The organism is Streptomyces sp. NPDC090108 (assembly GCF_044747185.1).
Taxonomy (GTDB): domain Bacteria; phylum Actinomycetota; class Actinomycetes; order Streptomycetales; family Streptomycetaceae; genus Streptomyces.
In genome coordinates this window covers 318083-343494 of record NZ_JBIVDQ010000003.1, presented here as the reverse complement: position 1 = coordinate 343494, position 25412 = coordinate 318083, and the positions used below count along the sequence as shown (strand labels likewise).

General features: G+C 73.1%; 23 protein-coding genes. 7 read left to right on the top strand and 16 right to left on the bottom strand.

Features of this window, described 5'->3' with window-relative positions:
* Nucleotides 1-33: 33 nt before the first annotated feature.
* The 3 genes from ACIPRD_RS11655 to ACIPRD_RS11645 are packed head-to-tail and all read right to left on the bottom strand — an operon-like array spanning nt 34 to nt 3523.
* Entirely contained in the window at nt 34-381 is a 348-nt protein-coding gene (locus ACIPRD_RS11655) for a UBP-type zinc finger domain-containing protein (protein WP_356407087.1), read from the bottom strand.
* Nucleotides 378-1835: an ATP-binding protein gene (locus ACIPRD_RS11650; RefSeq protein WP_356407479.1), complete on the bottom strand. Its 1458-nt coding sequence runs from the start codon at nt 1833-1835 to the stop codon at nt 378-380. The genes ACIPRD_RS11655 and ACIPRD_RS11650 overlap by 4 nt, the downstream gene beginning before the upstream one ends.
* 11 nt (nt 1836-1846) lie before the next feature.
* Nucleotides 1847-3523, bottom strand: coding sequence for an FAD-dependent oxidoreductase (locus ACIPRD_RS11645; protein ID WP_401562347.1), 1677 nt, complete (start codon nt 3521-3523; stop codon nt 1847-1849).
* Between the two features lie 223 nt (nt 3524-3746).
* Here ACIPRD_RS11645 and ACIPRD_RS11640 point away from each other — a divergent pair, with 223 nt between their 5' ends.
* Nucleotides 3747-4613 carry a universal stress protein gene (locus ACIPRD_RS11640; RefSeq protein WP_401562345.1) on the top strand — a complete coding sequence of 289 codons (867 nt, stop codon included), beginning with the start codon at nt 3747-3749 and terminating at the stop codon, nt 4611-4613.
* A gap of 445 nt (nt 4614-5058) precedes the next feature.
* Here ACIPRD_RS11640 and ACIPRD_RS11635 read toward each other — a convergent pair whose 3' ends face one another.
* The 4 genes from ACIPRD_RS11635 to ACIPRD_RS11620 form a co-directional block, all read right to left on the bottom strand.
* Nucleotides 5059-5688, bottom strand: a complete 630-nt coding sequence (locus ACIPRD_RS11635; protein WP_401562343.1) for a hypothetical protein — start codon at nt 5686-5688, stop codon at nt 5059-5061.
* A gap of 4 nt (nt 5689-5692) precedes the next feature.
* Nucleotides 5693-6337, bottom strand: a complete 645-nt coding sequence (locus ACIPRD_RS11630; protein ID WP_401562341.1) for a hypothetical protein — start codon at nt 6335-6337, stop codon at nt 5693-5695.
* A gap of 41 nt (nt 6338-6378) precedes the next feature.
* Entirely contained in the window at nt 6379-7125 is a 747-nt protein-coding gene (locus ACIPRD_RS11625; RefSeq protein ID WP_356407073.1) for an MBL fold metallo-hydrolase, read from the bottom strand.
* Between the two features lie 174 nt (nt 7126-7299).
* Nucleotides 7300-7926: an alpha-ketoglutarate-dependent dioxygenase AlkB gene (locus ACIPRD_RS11620; protein ID WP_356407070.1), complete on the bottom strand. Its 627-nt coding sequence runs from the start codon at nt 7924-7926 to the stop codon at nt 7300-7302.
* 135 nt (nt 7927-8061) lie between these two features.
* Here ACIPRD_RS11620 and ACIPRD_RS11615 point away from each other — a divergent pair, with 135 nt between their 5' ends.
* A complete protein-coding gene (locus tag ACIPRD_RS11615; RefSeq protein WP_401562339.1) occupies nt 8062-8817 on the top strand; it encodes a TetR/AcrR family transcriptional regulator in 756 nt (251 codons plus the stop codon).
* 25 nt (nt 8818-8842) lie between these two features.
* A complete protein-coding gene (locus tag ACIPRD_RS11610; RefSeq protein ID WP_401562337.1) occupies nt 8843-10543 on the top strand; it encodes an FAD-binding dehydrogenase in 1701 nt (566 codons plus the stop codon).
* Between the two features lie 101 nt (nt 10544-10644).
* Here ACIPRD_RS11610 and ACIPRD_RS11605 read toward each other — a convergent pair whose 3' ends face one another.
* On the bottom strand, nt 10645-10992 hold the full coding sequence (locus ACIPRD_RS11605; protein WP_401562335.1) for a DUF488 domain-containing protein: 348 nt from the start codon (nt 10990-10992) through the stop codon (nt 10645-10647).
* A gap of 170 nt (nt 10993-11162) precedes the next feature.
* Here ACIPRD_RS11605 and ACIPRD_RS11600 point away from each other — a divergent pair, with 170 nt between their 5' ends.
* Nucleotides 11163-12590, top strand: a complete 1428-nt coding sequence (locus ACIPRD_RS11600; protein WP_401562334.1) for a M1 family metallopeptidase — start codon at nt 11163-11165, stop codon at nt 12588-12590.
* Nucleotides 12591-12639: 49 nt separating this feature from the next.
* On the opposite strand, the gene ACIPRD_RS11595 is transcribed toward ACIPRD_RS11600, so the two are convergent.
* Nucleotides 12640-13857 (bottom strand): saccharopine dehydrogenase family protein, encoded by a 1218-nt coding sequence (locus tag ACIPRD_RS11595; protein ID WP_401562332.1) that lies wholly within the window; start codon nt 13855-13857, stop codon nt 12640-12642.
* A 199-nt stretch (nt 13858-14056) separates the two neighbouring features.
* On the opposite strand from ACIPRD_RS11595, the gene ACIPRD_RS11590 reads away from it, so the two are divergent.
* Nucleotides 14057-14761 carry a TetR/AcrR family transcriptional regulator gene (locus ACIPRD_RS11590; protein ID WP_401562330.1) on the top strand — a complete coding sequence of 235 codons (705 nt, stop codon included), beginning with the start codon at nt 14057-14059 and terminating at the stop codon, nt 14759-14761.
* Between the two features lie 90 nt (nt 14762-14851).
* On the opposite strand, the gene ACIPRD_RS11585 is transcribed toward ACIPRD_RS11590, so the two are convergent.
* On the bottom strand, nt 14852-15754 hold the full coding sequence (locus tag ACIPRD_RS11585) for a LysR family transcriptional regulator ArgP (protein WP_356407052.1): 903 nt from the start codon (nt 15752-15754) through the stop codon (nt 14852-14854).
* Between the two features lie 66 nt (nt 15755-15820).
* On the opposite strand from ACIPRD_RS11585, the gene ACIPRD_RS11580 reads away from it, so the two are divergent.
* Together ACIPRD_RS11580 and ACIPRD_RS11575 are read left to right on the top strand one after the other, a co-directional pair.
* On the top strand, nt 15821-16441 hold the full coding sequence (locus ACIPRD_RS11580) for a LysE family transporter (RefSeq protein WP_356407049.1): 621 nt from the start codon (nt 15821-15823) through the stop codon (nt 16439-16441).
* A gap of 95 nt (nt 16442-16536) precedes the next feature.
* Nucleotides 16537-17835 carry an MFS transporter gene (locus ACIPRD_RS11575; protein ID WP_401562328.1) on the top strand — a complete coding sequence of 433 codons (1299 nt, stop codon included), beginning with the start codon at nt 16537-16539 and terminating at the stop codon, nt 17833-17835.
* Between the two features lie 34 nt (nt 17836-17869).
* Here the strand turns inward: ACIPRD_RS11575 and ACIPRD_RS11570 are convergent, their stop codons facing one another.
* From ACIPRD_RS11570 to ACIPRD_RS11545, 6 genes are all read right to left on the bottom strand, one after another.
* A complete protein-coding gene (locus tag ACIPRD_RS11570) occupies nt 17870-18325 on the bottom strand; it encodes a cyclic nucleotide-binding domain-containing protein (protein WP_356407043.1) in 456 nt (151 codons plus the stop codon).
* 268 nt (nt 18326-18593) lie between these two features.
* A complete protein-coding gene (locus ACIPRD_RS11565; protein ID WP_356407472.1) occupies nt 18594-20804 on the bottom strand; it encodes an FUSC family protein in 2211 nt (736 codons plus the stop codon).
* Between the two features lie 151 nt (nt 20805-20955).
* On the bottom strand, nt 20956-21165 hold the full coding sequence (locus ACIPRD_RS11560; RefSeq protein WP_356407040.1) for a DUF4287 domain-containing protein: 210 nt from the start codon (nt 21163-21165) through the stop codon (nt 20956-20958).
* 118 nt (nt 21166-21283) lie between these two features.
* Nucleotides 21284-22660 (bottom strand): NAD(P)/FAD-dependent oxidoreductase, encoded by a 1377-nt coding sequence (locus ACIPRD_RS11555; protein ID WP_401562326.1) that lies wholly within the window; start codon nt 22658-22660, stop codon nt 21284-21286.
* A gap of 194 nt (nt 22661-22854) precedes the next feature.
* Complete coding sequence (locus ACIPRD_RS11550) at nt 22855-23289, bottom strand: ATP-binding protein (protein WP_356407034.1); 435 nt, start codon at nt 23287-23289, stop codon at nt 22855-22857.
* A gap of 188 nt (nt 23290-23477) precedes the next feature.
* Complete coding sequence (locus ACIPRD_RS11545; RefSeq protein WP_401562325.1) at nt 23478-25382, bottom strand: AMP-dependent synthetase/ligase; 1905 nt, start codon at nt 25380-25382, stop codon at nt 23478-23480.
* Between the last annotated feature and the right edge of the window lie 30 nt (nt 25383-25412).

The following is a 25412-nucleotide window of genomic DNA, read 5'->3' as shown; positions in this document are numbered from 1 at the left end:
CGGTCCGCCCGCCGGGCTCACGGGCTGACGGGCTCAGCGCAGTGTGTCCGCCCAGTTCGCCGGAACCCGTCCGGCCGGGCCCGGCACCGGCTGGTCCTCCGGATGACAGACCGGGGGAGCGAGTTCGGGCCCCGAGTTGTACAGCTCGTTCTCGGCGAAGTTCCAGAACCACTCCTCGCCCGGCTCGAAGCTGCGGATCACCGGGTGACCGGTGGAACGGTAGTGGGCGGTGGCGTGCTTGGAGGGCGAGTCGTCGCAGCAGCCGATGTGCCCGCACTGCGCGCAGCGGCGCAGATGGAACCACCAGCCGCCCGCGGCGTCGCACTCGACGCACCCGGTCCCGCTGGGGGGAACGCCCGGGTCGATCGCGTCGTCGCTCATGCTGCCTCCTCGGGTCGCGTGCCGGACCCGTCGTCCGGTGTCTCGGCGGTCAGCGGAAGATAGACCTGGAAGCGGGTGTCGCCCGGCACCGACTCCACCCGCAGGGCGCCGTGGTGCTTGTTGGCGACGATCCGCCAGGAGATGTCCAGACCGAGCCCGGTGCCCTCACCGACCGGCTTGGTGGTGAAGAACGGGTCGAAGATGCGGTCCTTGATGTCCGGCGGCACCCCGGGCCCGGTGTCCTGGAACTCCACCACCAGCCACTCGTGCTCCGGCCGGGTCCGCACGGTCAGCGTGCCCTCCCCGCCCGCGCTGTTGATGGCCGACACCGCGTTGTCGACCAGGTTGGTCCACACCTGGTTCAGTTCCGCCGGGTAGGCGGGCACCGGCGGAAGCGTGCGGTCGTACTCCTTCACGACCTTGATGCGCGGGCCGGTCTTCGCCGACAGCATCAGCAGGGTGCTGTCCAGGAGTTCGTGCACGTCCACCACGCGGTACGGCGCCCGGTCCAGCTGCGAGTACTGCTTGGCCGCGTCGACCAGATGCGAGATCCGGGTGGTGGAGTCGTCGATCTCGTTCATCAACAGCTCGGTCTCGACCGTGTAGTTGAGCCAGCCCACCGCCCCCGGCAGGATGTCCTCGCCGACCGCCGCCGAGACCTGCTCCAGCCAGTCCGTGTCGAGTCCCGCCTGCACGAAGGTCGGCGCGATCTGCCAGCCGCCCTCGACGCCGTGGTCCTCCAGCCAGTCCGCGAGCTCGTCCTCCCGGTCGGACACCTCCAGCGGGCTGAGTGCCGGAGCCTTCGCGACCCGCTCGGCGGTGCGCTCCTGGATCTCCATCAGGCTCGTCAACGCCTCGTGGGAGAAGGGGGATTCGGCGATCATCGCGAGCTTGTGCCGCATCTTCGCGACCCGCTCCCGCAGCGAGGCCGTCGCCCGGACGGCGGCCGCGGCGGGGTTGTTCAGCTCGTGCGTCAGCCCCGCGGACAACGAGCCGAGCGCCAGCAGCCGTTCCCGCTGTCCGACCGTCGCCTGGGTGTGCTTCGAGCCGTAGAACAGCCCCTCCAGCAGATGCACCGCCATCGGGAACCACTCGCTCATGATCTCCGCGAAGGTCTCCGCCGGCAGCACGAAGAACCGCGTCGGCTCCGTCACCCGCATCGAGTTGGTGTACACCTGCCGCACCCGGTCGCCCAGATACGCCTGCATCGCCCCCGCGTACACCCCGCGCTGCGAGGTCCGCGTCACCTCGATGTCGTCGGTGCCGACCCGGCGGTACAGCACCACCGTGCCCTCCAGCATCACGTAGAAGCAGTGGGCCGGTTCACCTTCGGTGTACACCGGGCCGGGCTGGAACAGTTCGATCCGGCCCGCGCCGCACAGCCGCCCGAGCTGCTCGGGCGCCAGCCTCTCGAACAGGAACAGGGAGCCGATCTCCTTCGGGTTGCACGGCATCACCTGCCCGTTCACGACTGCTCCAGATACCGGTGGACGAGCATCACGGCCATGGCTCCCTCTCCGACGGCGGACGCGACGCGCTTGGCGGACTCCGCGCGCGCGTCGCCCGCCACGAACACGCCCGGAACGCTGGTCTCCAGGTGGTACGGAGGCCGGTCCAGCTCCCAGCCGGCCGGCGGGCGCCCGTCGGCGGTCAGGTCGGGCCCGGCCAGGATGAACCCCCGCGCGTCGCGCAGCACCGCGTCCCCCAGCCAGTCGGTGAGCGGCGCCGCCCCGATGAACACGAACATCCACTGCGTGTCGACCTGTTCGCTCTCCCCGCTCGCCACATGGCGCAGCGTCAGCCGCTCCAGCCGGTCCGAGCCGTGCGCGGCGTCGACCACCGTGTGCGGGCGCACCGAGATGTTCGGGGCCTCGTCGATCTGCTGGACCAGGTAGTACGACATCGACGCCGACAGGTCCGGGCCGCGCACCAGCAGGGTCACCGACTTGGCGAACCGCGACAGGTACATCGCCGCCTGGCCCGCCGAGTTGGCCCCGCCGACGATGAACACGTCGTGGTCCTGGCAGGCGGCCGCCTCGGTCAGCGCCGAACCGTAGAACACCCCGCAGCCGGTCAGCCCGAGGCAGCCCTCCGCCTCCAGCTGCCGGTACTGCACCCCCGTCGCCAGGATCACGCTGTGCGCCGCGATCGCCGTGCCGTCCGCGAAGTGCACGATCCGCGCCGCCCCGTTGATCTCCAGCCCCGTCACCTCGCGCGCGGTCAGGATCTCGGCGCCGAACCTGGTGGCCTGCCGCCGGGCCCGTTCGGTGAGCTGGGCGCCGGACACACCGTCGGGGAAGCCGAGGTAGTTCTCGATCCGGGAGCTCTGCCCGGCCTGCCCGCCCGTCGCCGACCGCTCCACGAGGACCGTCCGCAGCCCCTCCGACGCGCCGTACACCGCCGCGCCCAGCCCCGCCGGACCGCCGCCGATGACCACCAGGTCGTAGAAGTCGGACGTGGGGTTCGTCGCCAGGCCTACATGCGCCGCCAGCTCCGGCGAATCGGGCTCCACCAGGACGGTGCAGTCCGGGGTGATCACCACCGGCAGCCGCTGCCCGTCCTGCCCGGCCGCCCCCAGCAGCCGCCGGCCCTCCGGTTCCTCCACCGAGTACCAGCGGTACGGCACCTGGTTGCGGGCGAGGAACTCGCGCACGTCCGAGGAGCGCGCCGACCACCGGTGTCCGACCACCTTCGTCGCCGGCACCGGCCGGTAGTCGCTCGTCCGCCAGGCCTCCAGCAGGTCGTCCAGCACCGGATAGAGCTTCTCCTCCGGCGGGTCCCACGGCTTGAGCAGGTAGTGGTCCAGATCCACGACGTTGATCGCGTCGATCGCCGCGCCGGTGTCCGCGTACGCGGTCAGCAGCACCCGCCGCGCCCCGGGATACACGTCGAGCGCCTGCTCCAGGAACTCGATCCCGTTCATCTGCGGCATCCGGTAGTCCGCCAGGATCACCGCCACCAGGTCGCCGCGCAGCTTCAGCTCGCGCAGCGCGTCCAGCGCGGACTCCCCGGTCTCGGCGCGCACGATCCGGTACGACGCGCCGTAGCGGCGTCTGAGGTCACGGGCGACGGCGCGGGAGACCCCCGGGTCGTCGTCCACGGTCAGGATGACGGTCCGCGTCGCGTCGGCGGCCTGTGCCATACGTCTCCCACCCGAGCGGCTGCTGGATCCACGAGACGGTGACGCGGAGCCACCGCACCGGTTCCCGCCCATCGTATGTTCGATCGCCCCGGTTCGCTCCGGTTCGCTCGCGTTCGCTCGGGTTCGGCGTCCCCGCCGTGATCGCCGCCCGTCGGGCGGGAGAGTTCGGCGCCGCTCGGGGAAGACTGGCTTCCACGCAACCGTACGACGAGGAGGCCCACGCATGACACGCCCGATCACGGCAGGGGTGGACGGCACGGAGGAGAGCCTGGCCGCCCTGGACTGGGCCGCCCGCGAGGCAGTGCGCCAGGGGCTGCCCCTGCGCGTGGTCCACGTGTGGCGCTTCTCCGACGCGTTCGCCGGGGCCGACCGCGCCACCCAGCAGGGCTGGGTGACCGACGGCGTGGACGAGGCCGTGCACGCCGTCTGCGGCCGGTACCCGAAGGCGGCCGTCACCGTGGACGTGGTGGAGGGCGACGCCGCGGAGGTGCTGGCCGGCGCGGCCGCCGGGGCGGAGATGCTGGTCCTGGGCTCGCGGGGGCACGGCCCGGTGGTCGGGTTCCTGGTCGGCTCGGTCGGACAGCGGGTGATCGCCGAGGCCTCACGGCCCGTGGTTCTGGTTCGCGCCGGGGACGAGCCGGTGGCGGAGGCCGGCGGACGGGACGTCGTGGTCGGCCAGCACGGGGCGCCGGAGGACAGCGCGGCCGCGCTCGGGTTCGCGTTCCGGACGGCGGCCGCCCGGGGCGCCACCGTCCGGGCCGTCCGCGCCTGGACCCTCCCGCCCGTCTTCGCCTACAGCCCGGCCTCGCTCAAGCTCCTCGACGACGCGGGCGGCCTCGAACCGTACGAGAAGCAGGCCCTCGCGGACGCGCTGGCCCCCTGGCGCGAGCGCTATCCCGAGGTGCCGGTGGCCGAGCACGTGGAGATGGGCAGCGCCGGTCAGGTGCTGCTGTCCCTGGCCGGCCGGGCCCAGCTGCTGGTCGTGGGCCGCCGCGCCCACCGCACTGCCGTCGGCGGCCGGATCGGCTCGGTCGCGCACGGGGTACTGCACCACGCCGAGTGCCCGGTGGCGGTGGTCCCGCACGACTGACCTGCGGTCGGCTCGGGGGAGCGGGGGCCGGCTCCCGGATGAGCCCCGGGCCCCGGGGCCCCCGGTCTCGGCCTCCGGATTCCCGGCCTCCGGCCCGGATCTGCGGGCTTCGGCCCTCGGCCTGCGGCCCCTGGCCACCAGCCTCAGCCCCTGGACTTCTGGCCCCCGGCCACCGGCCCTCGGACCCCGGCCCCCGGCCCCCGGCCCCCGGCCCGAGTCTGCGGCTCCCGGCCCTCGGCCCGAGTCTGCGGCTCCCGGCCACCGGCCCGGATCTGGGGTTCGGCCCTCGGCCTACGGCGCCTGGCCACAGGCTCCCCCGTGCCATCGGCCTCAGCCCCTGGACTTCTGGCCTCCCGGCTCCCGGCCCGGGGCTGCGGGCTCTCGGTTTGCGGCCGGTGGTGTCAGATCGCTGCTCTGCGGGCCCCGTGCCTCCGTCGTGTCGCCGTCAGGCGGCGGGGGCGTGGGGTGCCGGGGCCGCGCTCGCGCCGGGGGCGGCGGGCTGGGGTGAGCGGGGGCGGGGGCCGGGAGTCGGAGGGTTCCGCACGACCGGGCAGGACTCCCACAACTCCACGCCCGCCGAGAGCAGTTCGAGCACGGCGGCACGCTCCTCGGCGGTCCACGCGTCGTGTTCGCCGCTGAACAGCTTCTCGTACGCGTGGTTGTGCACCTCGCCCTGCGCGGGCAGGGCGTGAGGCGTGCGGCATCCCCGGGCGAGGTCCTCGAAGAAGTTCCACGCGTCCAGCACCGCGCCCGGCGGGGTCCGCCGGTGAACGGGGTCCGCCAGCCAGCGCTGGACCCGCACGAGCTCCAGCGGGCTGTCGCCGTCCGTGTACACGTCCCACCCCTGGCGGCTCGCGTACGCACGCGCCTGTCTGGCCGTCACGAACACCGGCATCCGCCGGCGGCCGTCCTCCGCCAGGGTGTGCACCCGGTCCTCCGCGACCTCCGGCCCCCAGCTCCACAGCACCAGCGCACTGCGAGCGAGCCCGCGGATCCGGTAGGTGAACAGGTTGTCGGGGCCGGCCGGGGCAGCGGTCGCGCGCCCGTACTCATCTGCCTTCTCGATCTTGGACACGCGCTCAGGGTGACAGGAACTCCCCTGATCCGCACCGCGATTCAGCGCCGCTCCGCGCACGGCCGGCGAGCCAGGCGGCGACCTGCCGCCGGAACGGGTGGCCGTCTTCGGGCGCGACCCGCTCCATGTGCCGCAGGACGTTCTCCGAACGGTCGACGTGGCCCACCGCGAACACGTCGACACCCCGCTCGCCCGTCGAGGCGACGACGTACACGCTGCCGTCGAGAGACATCATGCCGAAGCCCGGGTGGCCCGCGTGCACGCCGAGGAAGGCCGACGCCGCGCCCCGGCCCATGACGTCCCAGCGTCTCAGCAGCCTGACCCGGGTCCAGACCATCGGCGCGTCGTTGCCGCTGTGCCGGTGTTCCAGGTCGGCCCGGTGCGTCCGGGTGCCCTGCGGAAGCCTGACGAGGAACTCGCGCCGGTGGTCGAGAAGCCCCGTGGACACCGCGAGGTCGTACCAGTCCTCGTTGAGCCGCTGGACGAGCCGCGGAGTCTCGTACGGGTGGAAGAAGCACCCCACCACCTCATCGGCGCCGTACCCGGCGACGAACGGCATCGTGCCGTCCGGGACCGCGTCCGGTACCACTTCCAGGCCGGCCCGCCGCAGTGCCCGGTACACCTTGCGTTCCCGCTCCTGAACACCCATCACCCGCCCTCCCGGCAGGGCCGTCGCGCGGACGACACCCCCTACGCGGCCCGTTCCCGGGCCTGGTCGGCGGCCGCCCGTGCCGGACCCTCGTGGAGCGGGCCGTGACCCGGGAGCAGGAGGTCGCCGTCGAGGGCGCCGATCAGGTCCAGGGAGGCCAGGGCGCGGGCGCGCTCGTGGTGGAAGAAGGTGTGCAGCAGCTGGGGGCCCTTGACCCGGGAGGTCGCGTGGCCGCTGACGAGCGCGTCGCCGGTGATCACGACGCCCGCCTGGGGAAGGTGGTAGACGCAGTGGCCGTCCGTGTGGCCGGGCGTGTGCACCGGGACCGGGCGCCCGGGGAGGTCGAGCGCGCCCTCGGTGGGGAAGGGTTCGGGGGCGGTGACCGGGTTGTGTGCGGTCCCGCCGACCTTGATGACATGCGCCGCCCAGGACAGCACACCGGGGCGCCAGGCGTTGCGGACCACGTCCCCGATGGTGGCCTGCTGGAGGAACTCCCGGCGCGCGTGCGGGACTTCGGCGGCGTGCAGATAGACCGGGGTGCCGTACGCCGTGCGCAGGTGCTCGGCCGAGCCGATGTGGTCGTTGTGCGCGTGGGTGATCAGCACGGCGGCGACGTCCTGCGGTGAACTCCCCACCGCCGCCAGGGACTCGAGAACGCCCTCGCGGTCGCCGGGATACCCGGTGTCGATCAGCGTGACGGCGTCACCGTCCTTGAGGATCACCCAGTTGGTGTGGTGGCCGTGCACCAGGTAGGTGTCGTCGGCGACTTGGCGTACATCTGTCGTCATGCTGTCCTCGGTCCCTGTCGGCGATCGCCCGCGGTCGATCATCGCAGGGCAGCCAACCAGACCCGGCCGCACCGCCCGTGAGCGGCCCCCCGGAGTCGCCGGAGCCTGCGGGGCACATCCCGGCACATCCCGGCACATGCCGACACGTCCCGGAACGCGCCGGGCGGTGGCGGGTCAGCGGACGCCGTGCGGGCGGAACTGGACGCTGATACGGGGGCCGGTGGCCCGTGCGGTCTTGGGGATGCAGTGCTCCCAGGTCCGCTGGCAGGAGCCGCCCATCACGATCAGGTCGCCGTGCCCCAGTGGCCGCCGTACCGTGTCGCCGCCGCCCAGCGGCCGCAGCAGCAGGTCCCGGGGCGCGCCGACGGACAGGATCGCCACCATCGTGTCCTCGCGCGCGCCGCGTCCGATCCGGTCGCCGTGCCAGGCGACGCTGTCCCTGCCGTCACGGTAGAAACACAGCCCGGCGGTGGTGAACGGCGCGCCCGGTCTCCCCGCGTAGTGCGCGCTCAGGGCCGTGCGGGCCTCGTCGAGCACCGGGTGGGGCAGCGGGTCGCGGGCACGGTAGAAGGCGAGCAGGCGCGGTACGGCCACCATGCTGTCGTACATCTTGCGGCGCTCGGCCCGCCACGGGACCTCGGCCGCGAGTTGTCCGTACAGCGCGTCGGCGCCGCTCAGCCACCCCGGCAGCGTGTCGATCCAGGCGCCGGCGCTCAGCTCCGTCCGGCGCAGCCCCTGGAGGGGGCCGAGCCGCAGCTCGTCGGTCTGGTCGAACAGGGAGCCCTGGAGGTGCGTGGACATGGTTCCAGCGTACCTCGGTAATCGAAAATGTGTTCCCTTTTCGGAGGGTGGTCGCTCCGGAGTCGCCGCCCGGCGGCGACCTCTTTCGATACACCGACGTATCCGATACATTCCCGTATCGAAACGGAGGCGGCCATGACGGCGGAGCGCACGACGGACGGCACGGCGGGCGACACCCCGGCGCGGGACACCCCGGCGCGGGACACGGCGGACGCCGCGGCCCCGCGTGTCACCAGGCGGCGGGCGCGGACCCGGGCGAACCTGCTCGACGCCGCCTTCGCGGTCTTCGCCACCAAGGGATTCGGCCGCGTCTCCATCGAGGAGGTCTGCGAGGCGGCCGGCTACAGCCGCGGCGCGTTCTACTCCAACTTCGCCACCCTCGACGAGCTGTTCTTCGCCCTCTACCGGGAGCGTGCCGACCTCATCGCCTCGCAGGTGACCGAGGCGCTCGCCCAGGACGGACCCGGTCTCGACGTGCCGGCCTCCGTGGACCGGGTCACCGAGGTGCTGCTGCTCGACGTGGACTGGCTGCTGGTGAAGACCGACTTCTTGGTGCACGCGGCCCGCGACCCGGCCGTCGCCGGGGTCCTCCTCGACCACCGGGCCCGCCTGCGGGAGGCCGTCGCGGACCGCCTCCGGGCCGGCGGGCCCGGCGCACTGCCCGCCGTGCTCGGCGGCGCGGACGGCGCCGCCCACGCGGTGGTCGCGGCCTACGACGGTGTCACCACCCAGCTCCTGCTGGACAAGGACGTCGACGCCGCCCGCGGCTGGCTCAAGCAACTGCTCACCGCCCTGCTCACCGACGGCACGGGCGCCCCCGGGCACGGCGGCACTCCCGCACGGGACCGCCGCACCCCGGGCGAGGGCACAGGCACACCGGACGAGTCGTAGTCGGAGACGGAAGGAGTCGGACGTCATGGAGAACACGGACGCCATGGACCACACGGGCGCGGACGTCATCGTCGTCGGAGCGGGCCTCGCCGGCCTGGTCGCGGCGCATGAGATCACCAGCCGGGGCAAGCGGGTCGCCCTGGTCGAGCAGGAGAACGCCGCCAATCTCGGCGGTCAGGCGTTCTGGTCCTTCGGCGGGCTGTTCCTCGTGGACTCGCCCGAGCAGCGCCGCCTCGGCATCAAGGACTCCTTCGACCTCGCCTGGAACGACTGGCGCGGCAGCGCCCAGTTCGACCGCGTCGAGGACGAGGACTCCTGGGCGGTGCGCTGGGCCCGGTCCTACGTCGAGTTCGCGGCCGGCGAGAAGCGGTCCTGGCTCCAGGGACACGGCATCGAACTGCTGCCGACCGTCGGCTGGGCCGAGCGGGGCGACCTGCGCGCCAGCGGCCACGGCAACTCCGTGCCCCGCTTCCACATCGCCTGGGGCACCGGCACGGGCGTGGTCGCGCCCTTCGTCGCGTACGCCCGCAAGGCGGCCCGGGACGGACTGCTCACCTTCCACCACCGCCACCGCGTCGACGAGCTCATCGTCGAGAACGGCGCCGCACGCGGCGTGCGCGGCACCGTCCTCGCCGACGACCCCGCACCGCGCGGCGTCGCCTCCAGCCGCGACCGCGCCGGCGACTTCGAACTCAGGGCCCAGGCCGTGATCGTCACCAGCGGCGGCATCGGCGCCGACCACGACATCGTCCGCCGCTACTGGCCGGAGCGGCTCGGCACCGCCCCCGCCCGGATGGTCACCGGCGTCCCCGCCTACGTCGACGGCCGCATGCTCGACATCAGCGCCGAGGCCGGGGCGCGCCTGGTCAACCGGGACCGCATGTGGCACTACACCGAGGGCCTGCACAACTGGGACCCCGTCTGGCCCGGCCACGGCATCCGCATCCTGCCCGGCCCGTCCTCGGTCTGGCTCGACGCCCTCGGCCGCCGTCTGCCCGAGCCCTGCCTGCCCGGCTACGACACCCTCGGCACCCTCAGGCACCTGCGCACCACCGGGGACATCGCCGGGTACGACCACTCCTGGTTCGTCCTCACCCGGAAGATCATCGAGAAGGAGTTCGCGCTCTCCGGCTCCGAGCAGAACCCCGACATCACGGCCAAGGACCGCAAGGCCGTGCTCAAGGACCGGCTGCTCGGCAAGGGCGCCCCGGCCCCGGTCCAGGCCTTCCTCGACAAGGGTGCCGACTTCGTCACCGGCAACACCCTGGAGCAGCTGGTCGAGCGGATGAACGGGCTCACCGGGAAGCCGCTGCTGGACGCCGCCGAGGTCCGCCGCCAGATCGAGGCCCGCGACCTGCAGATGGCCAACCCCTACAGCAAGGACGCCCAGGTCCAGGGCATCCGCAACGCCCGCCGCTACATCGGTGACCGCCTCGGCCGGGTCGCCTCCCCGCACCGCATCCTGGATCCCGCCGCCGGCCCGCTGATAGGCGTCCGGCTGCACGTCCTGACCCGCAAGACCCTCGGCGGCATCCAGACCGACCTCGACTCCCGCGCCCTCGGCCCCGACGGCAGCCCGGTCGACGGCCTGTACGCGGCGGGCGAGGTCGCCGGCTTCGGCGGCGGCGGCGTGCACGGCTACAACGCCCTGGAAGGCACCTTCCTCGGCGGCTGCCTCTTCTCCGGCCGCGCGGCCGGCCGGGCGGCGGCACGCCAGGCGGACTGACGGACCGTCCGTCGCCGCGGGGAGCGGAGGCGGCGTGTCCCGCGAAGGACGGCCGCCCCCGCTCCCCGCGGCGGCGAGGGTCGGGCCGGGCACCGCCCCGGTCAGTCCCGCAACAGCTCCGCCAGGACGTCCGCGTGGCTCTCTCCCGGCCTCTTGGACCCCGTGAGCAGCGTGACCGGGCCGTTCTGGACGGCCTTGCGGAGGCCGTCGAGCAGCTCGGCGGCCTCCGGCGCCTCCAGCTCCGTCCCGTAACGGCGCCGGAACTCCTCGTACGAGCCGCCCCCGTGGTACCACTGGCGCAGTTCCGTCGACGGCGTCAGCCCCTTGGGCCACTCGTCGAGCCGCGCCTCCTCCTTGCTGACGCCGCGCGGCCACAGCCGGTCCACCAGCACGCGCAGGCCGTCGTCGGGCTCGGGCGGGTCGTAGATGCGGCGCACGCGCACACTCACGGTCGGGCTCCCCTCGGGACACGGACGATGCCGCGAGCCTACGTCGGCCGGCGCCGCCCACCGGACGGCGACGCGGCGTGACTTGACCTGAATGAGGGGGAACCGGTGCGGGGCGCCCCTCTAGTCTGTGGGCGGTTCGATCACCGCCACCCCCTGACCGAGGAGCGCAAGTGACGTCACCCCGCAGACCGGCCGCACGACGACGAACGGCAGTCCTCCGGCGCGAGGCGGTCCTCGCCACCGTGCCCGTGGCCGTCGCGGCGCTGCTCGGGGCCGCCGGACCCGCGGCGGCCGGCACCACCGGAGCCTCCGGTGCCGGCGACCCCTACTTCCCGCTCAGCGGCAACGGCGGCTACCACGTCCGCCATTACGGCCTCACGCTCGGCTACGACACCTCCTCCCGCCACCTCGACGGCAAGGCGGACCTCACCGCCCACGCCGGCCGGCGGCTCACCCGCTTCGACCTCGACCTCAAGGGCCTGAAGGTCACCGGTGTCACCGTCGACCGCGCCGCCGCCCGTTTCACCCGCGACGGCCAGGAACTCGTCGTCACCCCGCGCCACGCGCTTCGCGCGGGCCAGGAGTTCCACGTCACCGTCACCTACGGGGGCGTCCCCGCCTCCGTCACCGACCCGGACGGTTCCGCCGACGGCTGGATCACCACGGACGACGGGGCGTTCGTCGCCGGTGAGCCGCAGGGCGCCATGACCTGGTTCCCGGCGAACAACCACCCCAAGGACAAGTCGTCGTACGACTTCACGCTCACCGTGCCCGAGGGGCGCACCGCCGTCGCCAACGGCGTCCTGCTCGGACAGCGCACCGCGCACGGCCGCACCACCTTCCGCTGGCGCCAGTCCGAGCCCATGGCCGCCTACCTGGCCACCGCCACGGTCGGCAAGTTCACCGTGGAGCGGTACACCACCCACGACGGCGTGCAGGTGTACAACGCCGTGGACCCGCGGGAGGCCCGCGCGGCCGCGCCGGTGCTGAAGAAGCTGCCCTCCGTGCTGGAGTGGGAGAGCAAGCTGTTCGGGCCCTACCCCTTCCGCGCCGCCGGTTCGCTGGTCGACCACGCCCCGGACGTCGGCTACGCCCTGGAGACCCAGAGCCGGCCGCTCTACGACTCCGCGCCCGACCTGAGCACCCTCGTCCACGAGAACGCCCACCAGTGGTTCGGCGACTCCGTCTCGCTCACCACGTGGAAGGACATCTGGCTCAACGAGGGCTTCGCCACCTACGCCGAATGGCTGTACAGCGAGCAGCACGGCGGCGACAGCGCCCAGAAGTCCTTCGACGCGCTCTACGCCCGCCCCGCCTCGAACGGCCTGTGGGCCTTCCCGCCCGGCGACCCGGGCAGCGGCGCGAACATCTTCGACACACCCGTCTACGCCCGCGGCGCGATGACCCTGCACGAGCTGCGCAAGGCCGTCGGCGACCAGGACTTCTTCCGCATCCTGCGCGCCTGGGCGGCCGCGCACCGGGCCGGACACGGTACGACGGCCCAGTTCACGAAGCTCGCCGAGCACGTGTCGGGCAAGGACCTCGACGGGCTCTTCCACACCTGGCTGTACACGAAGGGCAAGCCGGGCCGCGCTTGACCGGACGGCCGCGCCCGATCCCCGCGGGGCCCGCGCCGGCGAAGCGGACTCACTGCTCGCGCAGGCCCCACGGGGAGCCGTACTCCGTCAGCAGGTCGAGGTACGGCCGGGCGGGGAACGCCTCCGGGCCGAGGACCCCGGCGCCCGACCAGGTGCCGGCGGCGAGGAGTTCGAGGGCGACGACCGGGTTGACCGCCGTCTGCCACACCACCGCCTGGCACCCGTACTCCGCCATGGACCACTCGTTGTCCACCACGTGGTAGAGGTACACCTCGCGCGGCGCCCCGTCCCGGGTGCCGCGCACCCACGTCCCCGCGCAGGTCTTGCCGCGCATCCGCCCGCCCAGCCCCGCCGGATCCGGCAGGCACGCCGCGACCACGTCCCGCGGCGAGACCGGCACCGGCCCCTCGGGACCGGGCGCGGCCACCGGCTCGGTGGTGTCCAGGCCCAGCCGGTGCAGCGTCTTCAGCGTCTCGATGAACTCACCGCCCAGGCCGTACTTGAAGGTGACCCGCTCCGCGCCCACCCAGCGCGGCATCAGCAGCACCTCCTCGTGCTCGACGTTCACGCACTCCACCGGGCCGATGCCCTCCGGGAAGTCGAACACCTCGGGCTCGCTGAACGGCTCGGTGGTGAACCAGCCCCGGTCGGCCTCGTAGACCACCGGCGGGTTCAGGCACTCCTCGATGGTGGTCCAGATGCTGAAGGACGGCGCGAAGTCGTAGCCGTCGACGGTCAGGTTCGCACCGTCCCGGACACCGATCTCCTCGATGGAGTCGAAGAGCTCGTCCGCCGCGTACCGGGCGAACACGTCCGACAGACCGGGCTCCACGCCCATGCCGACCAGCGCGAGCGCGCCCGCCTTCTCCCACTCGGAGGCCAGCGCGAACTGCTCGTCGCCGAGCTTCACCCCGCACTCCTCGAACGGCCGCTCCGGATGCGGCCGGGACAGCGACATCGCCATGTCGACATAGGTCGCACCGGCCGAGCGTGCCGCCCGGAACAGCGGCATCACGAACCGCGGGTCGGTCGCGTTGAGCAGCACGTCGCAGCCGTGCCGGGCGAGCAGCCCGGCCACCGCCGCCTCGTCGCCCGCGTCGACGCGCTCGGCGACGAACCGGCCGTCGCCGTCGAGGGCCCTGACCGCCGCGTCGGCCCGCGCGGGGTCGTAGTCGGCGACCACCATGAGGTCGAAGAACGGACGCCGGGCCGCGATCCGGGTGACGGCCGTGCCCACACCGCCGGCTCCCACGAGCAGTACACGCATGTCGGAAACTCCCTGCCTGATCGGGACGAAAAGAGGTCTTGGCCGGCGCGCCTGGCCGGAATCCAACGCCGGACCGTGCCGTAAGGTCAATGGCGTTGGCATAAGAGACGCGCTCCGCACGTGCGCGCGAGGCCGTTCCGCGAGCGTGCCGGCCTGCCCCGGACCGCCCGGGCAGCGACAGCGAGGGGGAGGAGCCGCGGTGCCCAAGGCCGTCGTACCCGAGGAGAAACGCCGCAGGCGCCGGCCGACCCGCGGCGGCACCGTGCTGTCGGAGACGCTGATCGTCTCGGCCGCGCTGCGCCTGCTGCGCGAACACGGCAGCGCCGGGCTCACCGCGCGCCGCCTCGGCCTGGCGCTCGACTGCGACCCCAGCACCCTGTACCGGTACTTCGGGGGCATGGACGACCTCACCCTCGCCATCGGCGACGCGCTGATCGGGCAGGCCCTCGCGGGCTGGGAGCGCACGGGACGGTGGCGGGCGGACCTGCGCGCGATGGGGCTGCGCATCCACGCCGCGTACGTCGCCCATCCGCAGGCGGCGCTGCTGACCGCGAGCCGGGTCACCGGACGGGTCCACGAACTGGCCGCCGACGAGGCGGTCCTGGACGTCCTGCGCACCGCCGGATTCGGCCTGGCCGAGACGGTCCGCGTCTACCACGCCTTCATCGACCAGACCCTGGCCTTCGCCGCCCTCGACGCCGCCACCCTCGCCCTGCCGAGCGCCTCCCAGCGGGCCGACGACGACAAGTGGCTCTCGACCTACGCGCGCCTGCCGCGGTCCACCCACCCGCGCATCGCGGAGGCGGCCCCCCACCTGGCCCGGCGCATGGTCAACAGCGCGTATCCGACGGCGCTGGAGATGCTCCTGGACAGCGCGGAGAGCCGGCTCGCGGCGGGGGAGTGAGGACACGCGCGGCGCTCGGTCCCGCGGTATCCCGGTCGCCGCTCAGCCCTGCCGTGTCTCCGGCGCGGAGCCCCGCGGCGTCGCCGTAGCTCAGCCCCGCAGCGTCTCCGCCGCCGTCTGCGCGACCGCCTCGGCCAGCGCCGCCAGCGCGGGGGAGTCGAGCTTCCACTGCTGCCAGTACAGGGTGATCTCCACCCACTGCTCCGGGGCGCCGGGGCCGGTGGCGCCGAGCGTCACCAGCCGCCCCTCGCGCAGCAGCGGGGCGGCCTGGACCTCGGGAACCATGCCCCAGCCGAGGCCCGCGGCGACCGTGGCGACGAAGCCCTCCGAGGTCGGCACCTGGTGCCGCAGCGGACCGGCGCCCCTGCCGCCCAGCCGGCGTACGAAGGCGTCCTGGAACTCGTCCTTGGTGTCGAAGACCACGACCGGCGCCTGCGGCAGCGTGTCCCGCAGCGGGCCGTCGAGATGCCGGGCGGCGAACTCCGGCGCGGCCACCGGCAGATAGCGCATCCGGCCCAGCGCGCGCACCGAGCAGCCCGGGACCGGGTCGGGCGAGGAGGTCACGGCCGCCATCACCAGGCCCTCGCGCAGCAGCGCCGCCGTGTGGGCCTCGTCCTCCCGGTGCAGCTCGAAGCAGAGCCCCGGCACCCGGGTGAGCGCCCCGAGGAACCAGGTCGCCAGCGAGTCCGCGTTCACCGCCACCGACACCCGGGTCTGCTCCCCGGCGCCGCTCATCCCGAGCTCGCCGCGCGCGTCCCGCTCCAGGCGCGCCAGCTGGCGGGCGAACCGCACGAGCACGGCACCGGACTCCGTCGGCCGCACCGGCTTGGTGCGCAGGAGCAGCACCCGCCCGGTCCGCTGTTCCAGCGCCTTGACCCGCTGGCTCACGGCCGACGGCGTCACGTGCAGGGCCGCGGCCGCCGCGTCGAACGTGCCCTCGTCCACCACGGCCAGCAGTGTGCGCACCTGGTCCAGGGGAAGTTCCGTCATCACGAGAGCTAAGGTTACGTAAGAATCTTTAGCTGTACCCGCTGAGACCGCTTGTCTACCGTCGGAACCATGAACCACGCTCTGACCACCGCGGCCGCCGGATTCGGCGCCGGACTCTCCCTGATCGTCGCCATCGGCGCCCAGAACGCCTTCGTCCTGCGCCAGGGGGTGAGCCGCCAGGCCGTCCTCACCGTGGTCGGCATCTGCGCGCTGTCCGACGCGCTGCTGATCGCGCTGGGTGTCGGCGGAGTCGGCGCGGTGGTGGTGGCGTGGCCCGAGGCCGTACGGGCCGTGGGGCTGATCGGCGGCGTGTTCCTGCTCTGCTACGGCGCCCTCGCCGCCCGGCGCGTGTTCGCGCCCGCCGGCACCGGCCTGCGCGCGGAGGGCGCGGTCCCCGGTTCCCGGCGGCGCGCGGTGCTCACCTGCCTGGCGATGACCTGGCTCAACCCGCACGTGTACCTGGACACCGTCTTCCTGCTCGGCTCCCTCGCCGCCGACCGCGGCCCGCTCCGCTGGACCTTCGGCCTGGGGGCCGCCCTCGCCAGCCTGTGCTGGTTCGCCGCCCTCGGCTTCGGCGCCCGGCTGCTCGGCCGCTTCCTCGCCGGGCCAGGCGCCTGGCGTCTCCTGGACGGCCTGGTCGCCGTCACGATGCTCGGCCTCGGGGCCATGATGCTCGTCTCCGGGATCTGATCCGGCCCGATCCCGCGCAATCGGTTCGGCGGTCACAGGAGTTGCTGGGATAGTGAAGCCCGAATCGAAAGATGTATCGAGCAACCAGGAATTACGTGGACACGAGCGAGAGCAGCAGTACCGAATCCGCCCCCGCCGAGGCGACCCCGCAGACGCCGCCGCGGGGCTGGCGCCGCTGGGCCATGGACACCCGGCCGCTGCGCATCCCGGCGTTCCGGCGGCTGTGGTCCTCGACCATCGTCACCGCCGTCGGCAGCCAGCTCACGGCCGTCGCCGTGCCCAAGCAGATCTACGACATCACGCACTCCTCGGCCTGGGTCGGCTACGCCAGCCTCGTCGGTCTGGTGCCGATGGTCGTGTTCGCGCTCTGGGGCGGGGCCATCGCCGACACGGTCGACCGGCGCAGACTGCTGCTGATCACCAACGCCGGCATCGCCGTGACCTCGCTGCTGTTCTGGGTGCAGGCCGCCATGGGGGCGCACTCCGTGGCCCTGCTGATGGTGCTGCTCGGCGCGCAGCAGGCCTTCTTCGGGCTCAACTCCCCGACACGCAGCGCCTCGGTCGCCCGGCTGGTCCCGGCCGAGGAGCTCCCCGCGGCCAACGCGCTCGGCGCGACGGTCATGCAGACCGGCCTGGTGGTCGGACCGCTGCTGGCCGGCGCGCTGATCCCGGTGATCGGGCTGCCGTCGCTGTACCTGATCGACACGCTCGCCCTGTGCGTCACCGTCTGGGCGGTCTTCCGGCTGCCCCCGCTGGCCCCGCTCGGCGACGCGCCGGCGCGGCGGGCCGGGCTGCGCGAGATCGCGGCCGGGTTCCGCTACATCGCGGGGCACAAGGTGCTGCTGCTGTCGTTCCTCGCCGACATCATCGCCATGGTCTTCGGCATGCCCCGCGCCCTGTACCCGGAGCTGGCCGCGCAGACGTACGCCTCCTGGGGCGAAGGGCTCGCGCTGGGCGTGCTCTTCGCCGGCATCGCGGTGGGCGCGGTGCTGGGCGGCCTGTTCTCCGGGGTCTTCTCGCGGGCCCGGCGGCACGGCTGGATGGTCATCGGCGCGGTGGCCGGCTGGGGCGTGGCCATCGCCGGGTTCGGGCTCAGCGGCAATCTCTGGCTGGCCCTGGTCTTCCTCGCCGCCGCGGGAGTGGCGGACATGGTCTCCATGGTCTTCCGCCAGGCGATCCTGCTGTCCGCTGCGACCGACGAGATGCGCGGGCGGATGCAGGGGGTGTTCACCGTCGTCGTGGTGGGCGGCCCCCGCCTCGCCGATGTCCTCCACGGCACCGCAGGCTCGGTCTTCGGCGCCCAGGCCGCCGTGGCCGGCGGCGGTGTGCTGGTCGTCGTGGCGATTCTGGTGCTCGCCGCCGCGGTCCCGGCACTGCGCCGCTACCGGATCTGACGGACCGCCCCGCGGTCCGCCGCGGCAGCGCCGCCTACACCGGGCGCTGCCGGCGGACCGAGTACTGGTCCATCAGCTTGCCGCGGGTCGTCTCCAGACGATGGGCGAGGATCTCGGCGACCGTGCGGACCAGTGACAGGCCGAGCAGCGGATCCTCCACGCACAGACCGAGCACCGAGGGCCCGTCGAACTCGTAGGCCCGTACGTTGCTGAAGGCCACGGCCCCGAAGTCCCACTCGTACGGCGGGAAGAGCCAGGACCAGCCGAGCATGTCGCCGGCGCCGAGCGTGGCCACCGTGACCCACTGCCGGGAGGTGACCTGCTGGTCGAGGGAGACCGCGCCCGAGCGGATCACCCAGAACCGGTCGGCGGTGCCGCCCGCCTCGAAGATGCGGCTGTCCTCCGGGAAGGACACCTCCTTGGCCAGCTCCATCAGACGCTCACGCTGAGCCTGCGGCAGGGCGGTCAGCAGTTTTATCGCTTTGGTCATGGCGCGGGGCTCCTCGCCGGCAGCGGTTCAGATGCTTTCCCTCACCCCATTTCAGCGGCTACCGCCGTACAGGGCACCTCGAAAACCGCGCCGCTCAGGCGGCCGTCCGGCCCGAGGGCAGGAAAAAGCCCTGGCTGGACGGGGGAAACCAGCCAGGGCCGTACGAGGTGACGAGCGCAGGACGCACGGACAGGCCGGGTCGCTGAGCCATCAGTTATGGGTGAACGATAAACCATCTGCCCGGCGCCCCCGCAAGGGATTCAACAGGTCACGTGACCTGTTTCACTTCGGCCCGCTCCTTGGTCCCCTTCGTCCCCTGCGCGCCCTTCGTCTTCTTCGGCTGTCCGACGGTGAGGCCCAGGGGCCGGGCCAGACCGGACACCGCCTCGTCCAGACGCTGGAGATGCCGCAGCACCCGGTCCGTCACGCGGCCGTAGCGCGGGGAGCCCAGGGTGCCCGGCTCCAGCATCGACGCGATGCTGGGACCGGTCTCCAGCACCGCCGTGGAGCGCGGGTCCCGGACGTGCGCGGCGATCGCCGCGATGTTGTGCAGGATCCGCTGACAGGCCCCGCGCAGCCGCGGGTCCGCGGCGATCGAGGGGTTGCTCGGCAGCAGTTCGGCGGTGGCCGCGAGCGCACGCGCGTGGTACGCGCACGTCTCCAGCAGCGCCACCACGTAGCGGGCGGCGTCCCGGCGCGCGCGCATCGGAGTGATCGGATGCGTCAGCGGCAGGGTGGCCGCCCGCAGGTCGGCCAGCGCCTGGTCCAGGTCGCGGGCCCTGTCCACCAGGTCGGTGTGCGGCGTACCGCTGAGCTGGTCCACGGCGGCCCGCGTGACGTCCTCGAGCCGGTCCAGGACGTCGACGAGCAGTTCGTTGGTGTGCCGGTCGGTGTCGACCGGCAGCACCAGCACCGCCGCCAGCACCCCGCACGCCGCGCCCAGCACCGTCTCCTCCACCCGCAGCAGCAGCACGGCCATGCTGTACGTGTTCAGCAGCGTGTACAGCAGGCCCAGGGCCGCCGTCACGAAGAACGACAGCAGCGTGTACGACATCGACGCGGTGTAGAACATCGCGAAGATGCACACCAGCACCAGCGCGAACGCCGTCCAGGTGTGGTGTCCGACCAGCCCGGCGAGCCCGACCCCGGCCACCACGCCGAGCACCGTGCCGAGGACCCGGCGGTAGCCCTTCACCAGGATCTCGCCGGTGGACGCGGTGTTGACGAACACGATCCAGCAGGTCAGCACCGCCCAGTACCAGCGCCTGCTGGACAGCAGCTCACCCGCGCCGATCGCCAGGGCGGACCCCACCGCCACCTGGATCGCCGACCGCGTGGTCAGCCGCTTCAGCCCGGCCGGTTCCGCCCCGGTCTCCTCGCTGCCCTCGATGGCCGCGTTCTCGGCCTCGATCTCCTCGCGGGAGCGGGCCGTCTCGGGGCTGTCGTCGGACTCGTCCTGCGGTCCCTCCAGCGCGGTCCGCAGCCCGAGCACGGCGCGTGTGGCCTCGCCGATGCCCCGGAACACGTCCTGCACGGGCGGGGAGGCCTTCGGCAGGTTCTCCTCGTCGCGGTATCCGAGCAGCCGGTTGCGGACGTGCGCCATCGCCGTGCCCCTGGCCTCGCCGGCCGGCCGCAGCACCAGCAGACGCAGCGACGCCAGGTCCCGGCGCAGCTTGGACCTCGCCTCCTCCCGCACCGGCACGTCGCCGATCTTCAGGTGGGCGCCCGGCAGATGCAGGGTCAGCGTGTTGGTCCGTTCGGCGCCGCGCGCGGTGAGCAGCATCAGGCCGAGCCGCTCGGCGGCGATCTCGGCGTCGGCGATCCGGCGCTCCAGCAGCCGGGCCACCGCCGGGTCGGGGACGCTGTAGTCCAGCCGGCCCTGGATCTCCAGCGCCGTCTCGTGCAGCCGGGCGGTGCTGGTACGCAGGTCCTTCAGGACCTTGTCCACGTCGTCGGGGTCGGCGTCCAGCAGCTCGGCCTGAATGGTGATCAGCTGTCCGAGGCGGGCGCGGAAGGCCCGCCGCAGCCGGTCGAGCGTGCCCGCCGGGGTCTGCGGCAGCAGCACGAACCGGGTCAGGGCGCTGCACCCGAAGGACACGGCGATGACGAGGCTGAGCGCGGGCAGCGAGGAGACGGACGCCTGGACGAACAGCGCCACGAAGTAGATCTGGAAGACGATCACCCCGAGCGCCGTGCCGCGGTCGCCGAAACGGCGGCTGTAGACGGCGGCGAAGATGACCAGGACGAAGCACATGTCGCTCGCCACCGGCCACTGGTTCAGCAGCGCCCCCAGCGACACCGAGGCGAACGCCACCGGCACGCTGAGCGCGAAGGTGACGGCCTGCGCGGCGGGGTGCTTCTCCCGGATGGCGAAGGTCGCGGCCATCGCCGTCATGGCGCCCGCGACCAGCTGGGGCACGGGCACCCGCAGCACCGCCAGCACACCGAGGGCGAGCGCGACGGAGAACATGTTGCGCATGCCCGCGGTGAGTCTGAGCAGACCGGGATCGGACGCCGCGATCCGGTCCCACAGACCCACCCGCACCGCTCGGCTCAGTGCCCTCACGCCGCCGTGCTCTCTCTGCCGTACCGAAAGTGATCTCCGGTCCAGCATGGCACGGCGGTGCCGTTTACCTGCTCTCTGCCAGCGTGTACGCCACGAGCGCGTTGGCGTGTCCGTGTCCCAGGCCGTGTTCGGCCTTCAGCCAGGCGACCAGTTCCATGTGCTTCGTCAGCGGCGAGGAGCGGATCAGCTCCTGCCAGGACGCGACCGGGCGGCCGTACTTCTTCTCGATCGACGGGAAGTAGCTCGCGGGGCCCTTCACGGTCTTCTCGGTCATGGCGGCGGTGCCTCCTCGTGTGACGTCTTTCGGTCACGGATAGGACCGCCGCCCCTGGTGCGGATGAGCGGCGGTCCCTGGTGATCCGGGTCACACCGGCGTGGAGGGTCCGGACGCGTCAGGACCGCTGTGCGGCCCGGCTCTCCCGGACCTCGGCGCGGACCTGGTCGGGGGTGAGGTAGGCGTCGGTGTACTCGAAGTCCTTGAGCCGGGCGGGGCGGCCGCGCTGGAAGCCGGTGCGGACGAAATCGTCGCCGGCGACGGCGTTGAGCAGCCAGTTGACGAGGACGCGGGCCTTGGCGACGTTGGTGCGCAGGGCCGACCAGTGGTAGCCGCGGGCGACGAGCTGGGCGAGGATTCCGCGCAGTTCGATGCCGAGCGGCTTGGACACGGCGTCCTTGCCGCCGAGGTCGACCACGAGGCCCAGATCCTTGTGGACGTACGGCTGGAGCGGCTCGCCCCGCAGGGAGGCAATGACGTTCTCCGCGACCTTCTTCCCCTGCCGCATCGCGTGCTGCGCCGTGGGCGGGCAGACCGCGTCGCCGCCCTTCGCCAGGTCCGGCACGGCGGCGGCGTCGCCGAGCGCGAACATCCCGTCCTGGCCCGGCACGGTCATCTCGGCGGTGGTCTTCAGCCGGCCCCGGACCTTCTCCGCGCCGAAGGTGTCGATCAGCGGGCTGCCGACGACCCCGGCGGTCCAGATCAGCGTGTGTGTCGGGATCACCCGGCCGTCCGTGAAGGTCACCTGGTCCTCCGTGACCTTCTCCACCGACACCCCCAGCGACACGTCGATGCCCCGGTCGCGCAGGATCTCCAGCGCGCTGCGCCCGAGCCGGTCGCCGAGCTCGGGCATGAGCTTGGGCGCGATGTCGATCAGGTGCCACTTGATCAGACCCGGATCGAGACGCGGATAGCGCTTGACGGCCGCGTGCGTGAGCCGCTGGAGGCAGGCCGCGGTCTCGGTGCCCGCGTAGCCGCCGCCGACCACCACGAACTGCAGCCGCGCCTCGCGTTCGGCCGGGTCGTCGCTGGCGTCGGCGAGGTCGAGCTGTGCGATGACGTGGTCACGGATGTACGCCGCCTCGGCGAGCGTCTTCATCCCGATGGCGTGCTCGGCCAGGCCCGGGATGTCGAAGGTCCGGGTCACACTGCCCGGGGTGAGCACGAGGTAGTCGTACGGCTCGTTGACGATCTCGTCGGTGATGGTGCGCACCACGCACACCTTGGCCTCGGGGTCCACGCCGATCGCGCCGCCCGGGATGATCCGGGTGCGGTACTTCCTGCTGCGGCGCAGGGAGACGGCGATGGACTGGGGCGTGAGGACGCCGGAGGCGACCTGGGGCAGCAGCGGGAGATAGAGCTGGTAGGAGTACGGCGTCACCAGCGTGACGTCCGCCTCGCCCGGCGCGAGTTCACGCTCCAGGTGACGGACGCACTCGACTCCGGCGAAGCCCGCCCCCACCACCAGGATCCTGGGTCGTGTCACGGTGTTCATCCCTTTCTGGGCTCCATACGGTCCGGCTCGACGCCGTTCGCATGCCCCTGGACCGTCACCACCACACCGATCCCATCGCGCCCGGGTCCGTCGCGCCAGCCGGGCCGCGCCAGGCAGGCGAACACGGCGACGGCGGTTCCAGGGGGCCGCGCACCGGGCGGAGGCCGCGGGGCACGGGGCGGACAACGCGCCGGTCACCAGGGGAGGAAGACATGGATGTCCTTGCCGTGGTCCTCCACGACCACGCTCACCTGGTCGCTGAGCGTGCGCACCAGATGCCAGCCGATGCCGCCCCCTCCCGAGCTGGGACGGAACGGCCGGGGCTCCGGCCGGACGCGGCTGGTGTCGTGCATGGTCACGTGCACCCCGTCGAAGGTGCGGCGCATCCGCAGGCCGAACGGGCCGGGCGCGTACTGGATCGCGTTCGCGGCCAGTTCCGTGACCACCAGCAGGATGTCGTCCCAGTACTCCGGCGCGGTGGGCGGCGCGCGGCGCGCGAGCGCACGCAGGAACGCCTCCGCGGCGAGCCGGGCACCCGTGACGTTCCGCAGCTCACCCGGAAAGGCGTACGCGCACTCGTACCGCTCCTCCGAGGAAGGCGTGTCGTCCCAGCGCGGCTCCGTCGGCATCTCGGTCTTCTCCGGCCCCGGCCGTGAGGGAGCGGATCGGCCGTGCACGGTCGGGGTGGTCGTCGTCGCGGATCACTCCCCACGCTTCGGGTTCCCACAGCGGGGCCGCGTAAGCGCCGATCAGCGAGGTGATCCCCTCCGGCCGCCGGCCCGCGGCGGGAACATCCGCCGCGGGCCGCCGGACCGGCCTACCGGAAGACGTCGTCCGATTCGTCCCAGTCGGCGGGCTCCTGCGGGGCCGGCCGCCGGATCGCGCGGGAACGCGCCTCGTACATCGCCTCGATCTCGGCGGCGTAGTGCCGCGCGATGGCGTCGCGGCGCAGCTTCAGGGACGGGGTGAGCAGACCGTTGTCCGGGCCGAACGGCTCCTGGACGACCCGGTAGACCCTGATCGACTCCGCCCGCGACACCGAACTGTTCGCCGAGGCGATCGCCCGGGCCAGCTCGTCCCGCAGCGCGTTCTCCTCACGGCTCTCCCGGCCCGCCGAGTCGCCCTGCAGGGCCAGCGCGCCCCGCCAGTGCGCGAGGAACTCCGGGTCCAGGGTGATCAGCGCCCCCACACAGGGCCGGTCGTCGCCGACGACCACCGCCTGGTGCACCAGCGGATGCATGCGCAGCCGCTGCTCCAGCGGGGCGGGCGCCACGCTCTTGCCCCCGCTGGTGACGAGGACGTCCTTCTTGCGGCCGGTGATCGTCAGATAGCCCTCGGAGTCCAGCCGGCCGATGTCACCGGTGGCCAGCCAGCCGTCGCGCAGCGCCGCCCGGGTGCGCGCCTCGTCACCGACGTAGCCCTGGAAGACCGACGGTCCGCGCACCAGGATCTCCCCGTCGTCGGCCACCCGGATCTCGGTCCCCGGCACCGGCAGGCCCACGGTCCCCGACTTCCCCCGCCCGATCGGCTGCACGGTGATCCCGCCGGCGGTCTCGGTCAGCCCGTAACCGTCGTGGATGGCCATGCCGATGCCCTCGTAGAAGAGGGACATCTCCCGGCTGAGCGAGGAGCCGCCCGAGGTGCCCCGCTGCGCGCGCCCGCCGAACGCCGAGCGCAGCTTGCGGTACACCGTCCGCTCGTACAGGGCGTGCTGGAGGCGCAGTTCCAGCCCGGGGCCCGGCCCGGTGCCCAGCCGGCTGCGCTCCTCCGCCTCCGCGAAGTCGCGGGCCGTCTGCGCCGCCCGCTCGAACACCGCCCCCCGGCCCGCCTCCTGGGCCGTGCGCAGGAAGGTCTTGTACAGCTTCTCGAACACCGACGGCACGCCGTACACGTACGTCGGCCTGAAGGTGCGCAGTGCCGAGGCCAGCGACGCCTCGCTCATCTCCGGCTCGTGGGCCATCAGGATGCCGCCCCGCAGGCACATCTGCTGCACCATGAGCCCGTACACGTGCGAGAAGGGGAGGAACGCCAGCACCGACGGCCGTTCGCCGGCCGGTGCCGCGGTGTGGCCCCAGCCGGCCAGCAGCGTGTCGCACGGATAGGCCAGGTTCCGGTGGCTCAGCGCGCAGCCCAGCGGCCGCCCGGAGGTGCCGGAGGTGTAGGCGATGGCCGCCGTCGAGTCCGGCAGCACGATCCGGCGCAGCGACTCCACCGTGGTCAGCGGGATGACGGCGCCCCGCTCGGTGAGCTGCCCCAGGGCCCCCGCGTCCAGCTGCCACACATGCTGGAGCCGGGGGAGCGCCGCGCACACCGTGCCGACGGTCATGGCTCCCTGTTCGTCCTCGACCGCCACCGCCACACAGCCGGCGTCCCGCAGGATCCACTCCACCTGCTCGCGCGACGACGTCGGATGGACCGGTACGACCTCCGCGCCGAGCGTCCACAGCGCGTGGGCCAGCACCGTCCACTCGTGGCGGGTGCGGGCCATCATGGCCACGCGGTGGCCCGGGGATATCCCCGCGGCGACGAGCCCCTTGGCCACGTCGACCACCTCGTCCCGCAGTTCGACCGCCGTCACCTCCTCCCACTCCTGGGAGGACGGTCCCCGGCGCCGCGCGAGCAGCGCGAGGGTGGGGTCGCGCTCCGCGGTCTCGAAGACGGTGTCGGCGAGCCCGCCGGTGAGCGGCGGGACGGCCGCCAGAGCGAGATCGTCGTCGCGCATGCACTGCTCCTGGGTGTACGGAGGGTGACT

Bases quoted from the DNA above. Each gene is read 5' to 3' on its own strand.
- ACIPRD_RS11655 (WP_356407087.1), bottom strand. From the start codon at position 381: ATGAGCGACGACGCGATCGACCCGGGCGTTCCCCCCAGCGGGACCGGG.
- ACIPRD_RS11625 (WP_356407073.1), bottom strand. From the start codon at position 7,125: ATGACGACAGATGTACGCCAAGTCGCCGACGACACCTACCTGGTGCAC.
- ACIPRD_RS11595 (WP_401562332.1), bottom strand. From the start codon at position 13,857: ATGCGTGTACTGCTCGTGGGAGCCGGCGGTGTGGGCACGGCCGTCACC.
- ACIPRD_RS11550 (WP_356407034.1), bottom strand. From the start codon at position 23,289: ATGCCGACGGAGCCGCGCTGGGACGACACGCCTTCCTCGGAGGAGCGG.
- ACIPRD_RS11630 (WP_401562341.1), bottom strand. From the start codon at position 6,337: ATGGGTGTTCAGGAGCGGGAACGCAAGGTGTACCGGGCACTGCGGCGG.
- ACIPRD_RS11565 (WP_356407472.1), bottom strand. From the start codon at position 20,804: ATGCGCAACATGTTCTCCGTCGCGCTCGCCCTCGGTGTGCTGGCGGTG.
- ACIPRD_RS11650 (WP_356407479.1), bottom strand. From the start codon at position 1,835: ATGCCGTGCAACCCGAAGGAGATCGGCTCCCTGTTCCTGTTCGAGAGG.
- ACIPRD_RS11610 (WP_401562337.1), top strand. From the start codon at position 8,843: ATGGAGAACACGGACGCCATGGACCACACGGGCGCGGACGTCATCGTC.
- ACIPRD_RS11640 (WP_401562345.1), top strand. From the start codon at position 3,747: ATGACACGCCCGATCACGGCAGGGGTGGACGGCACGGAGGAGAGCCTG.
- ACIPRD_RS11580 (WP_356407049.1), top strand. From the start codon at position 15,821: ATGAACCACGCTCTGACCACCGCGGCCGCCGGATTCGGCGCCGGACTC.
- ACIPRD_RS11555 (WP_401562326.1), bottom strand. From the start codon at position 22,660: ATGAACACCGTGACACGACCCAGGATCCTGGTGGTGGGGGCGGGCTTC.
- ACIPRD_RS11615 (WP_401562339.1), top strand. From the start codon at position 8,062: ATGACGGCGGAGCGCACGACGGACGGCACGGCGGGCGACACCCCGGCG.
- ACIPRD_RS11645 (WP_401562347.1), bottom strand. From the start codon at position 3,523: ATGGCACAGGCCGCCGACGCGACGCGGACCGTCATCCTGACCGTGGAC.
- ACIPRD_RS11570 (WP_356407043.1), bottom strand. From the start codon at position 18,325: ATGACCAAAGCGATAAAACTGCTGACCGCCCTGCCGCAGGCTCAGCGT.
- ACIPRD_RS11545 (WP_401562325.1), bottom strand. From the start codon at position 25,382: ATGCGCGACGACGATCTCGCTCTGGCGGCCGTCCCGCCGCTCACCGGC.
- ACIPRD_RS11560 (WP_356407040.1), bottom strand. From the start codon at position 21,165: ATGACCGAGAAGACCGTGAAGGGCCCCGCGAGCTACTTCCCGTCGATC.
- ACIPRD_RS11620 (WP_356407070.1), bottom strand. From the start codon at position 7,926: ATGTCCACGCACCTCCAGGGCTCCCTGTTCGACCAGACCGACGAGCTG.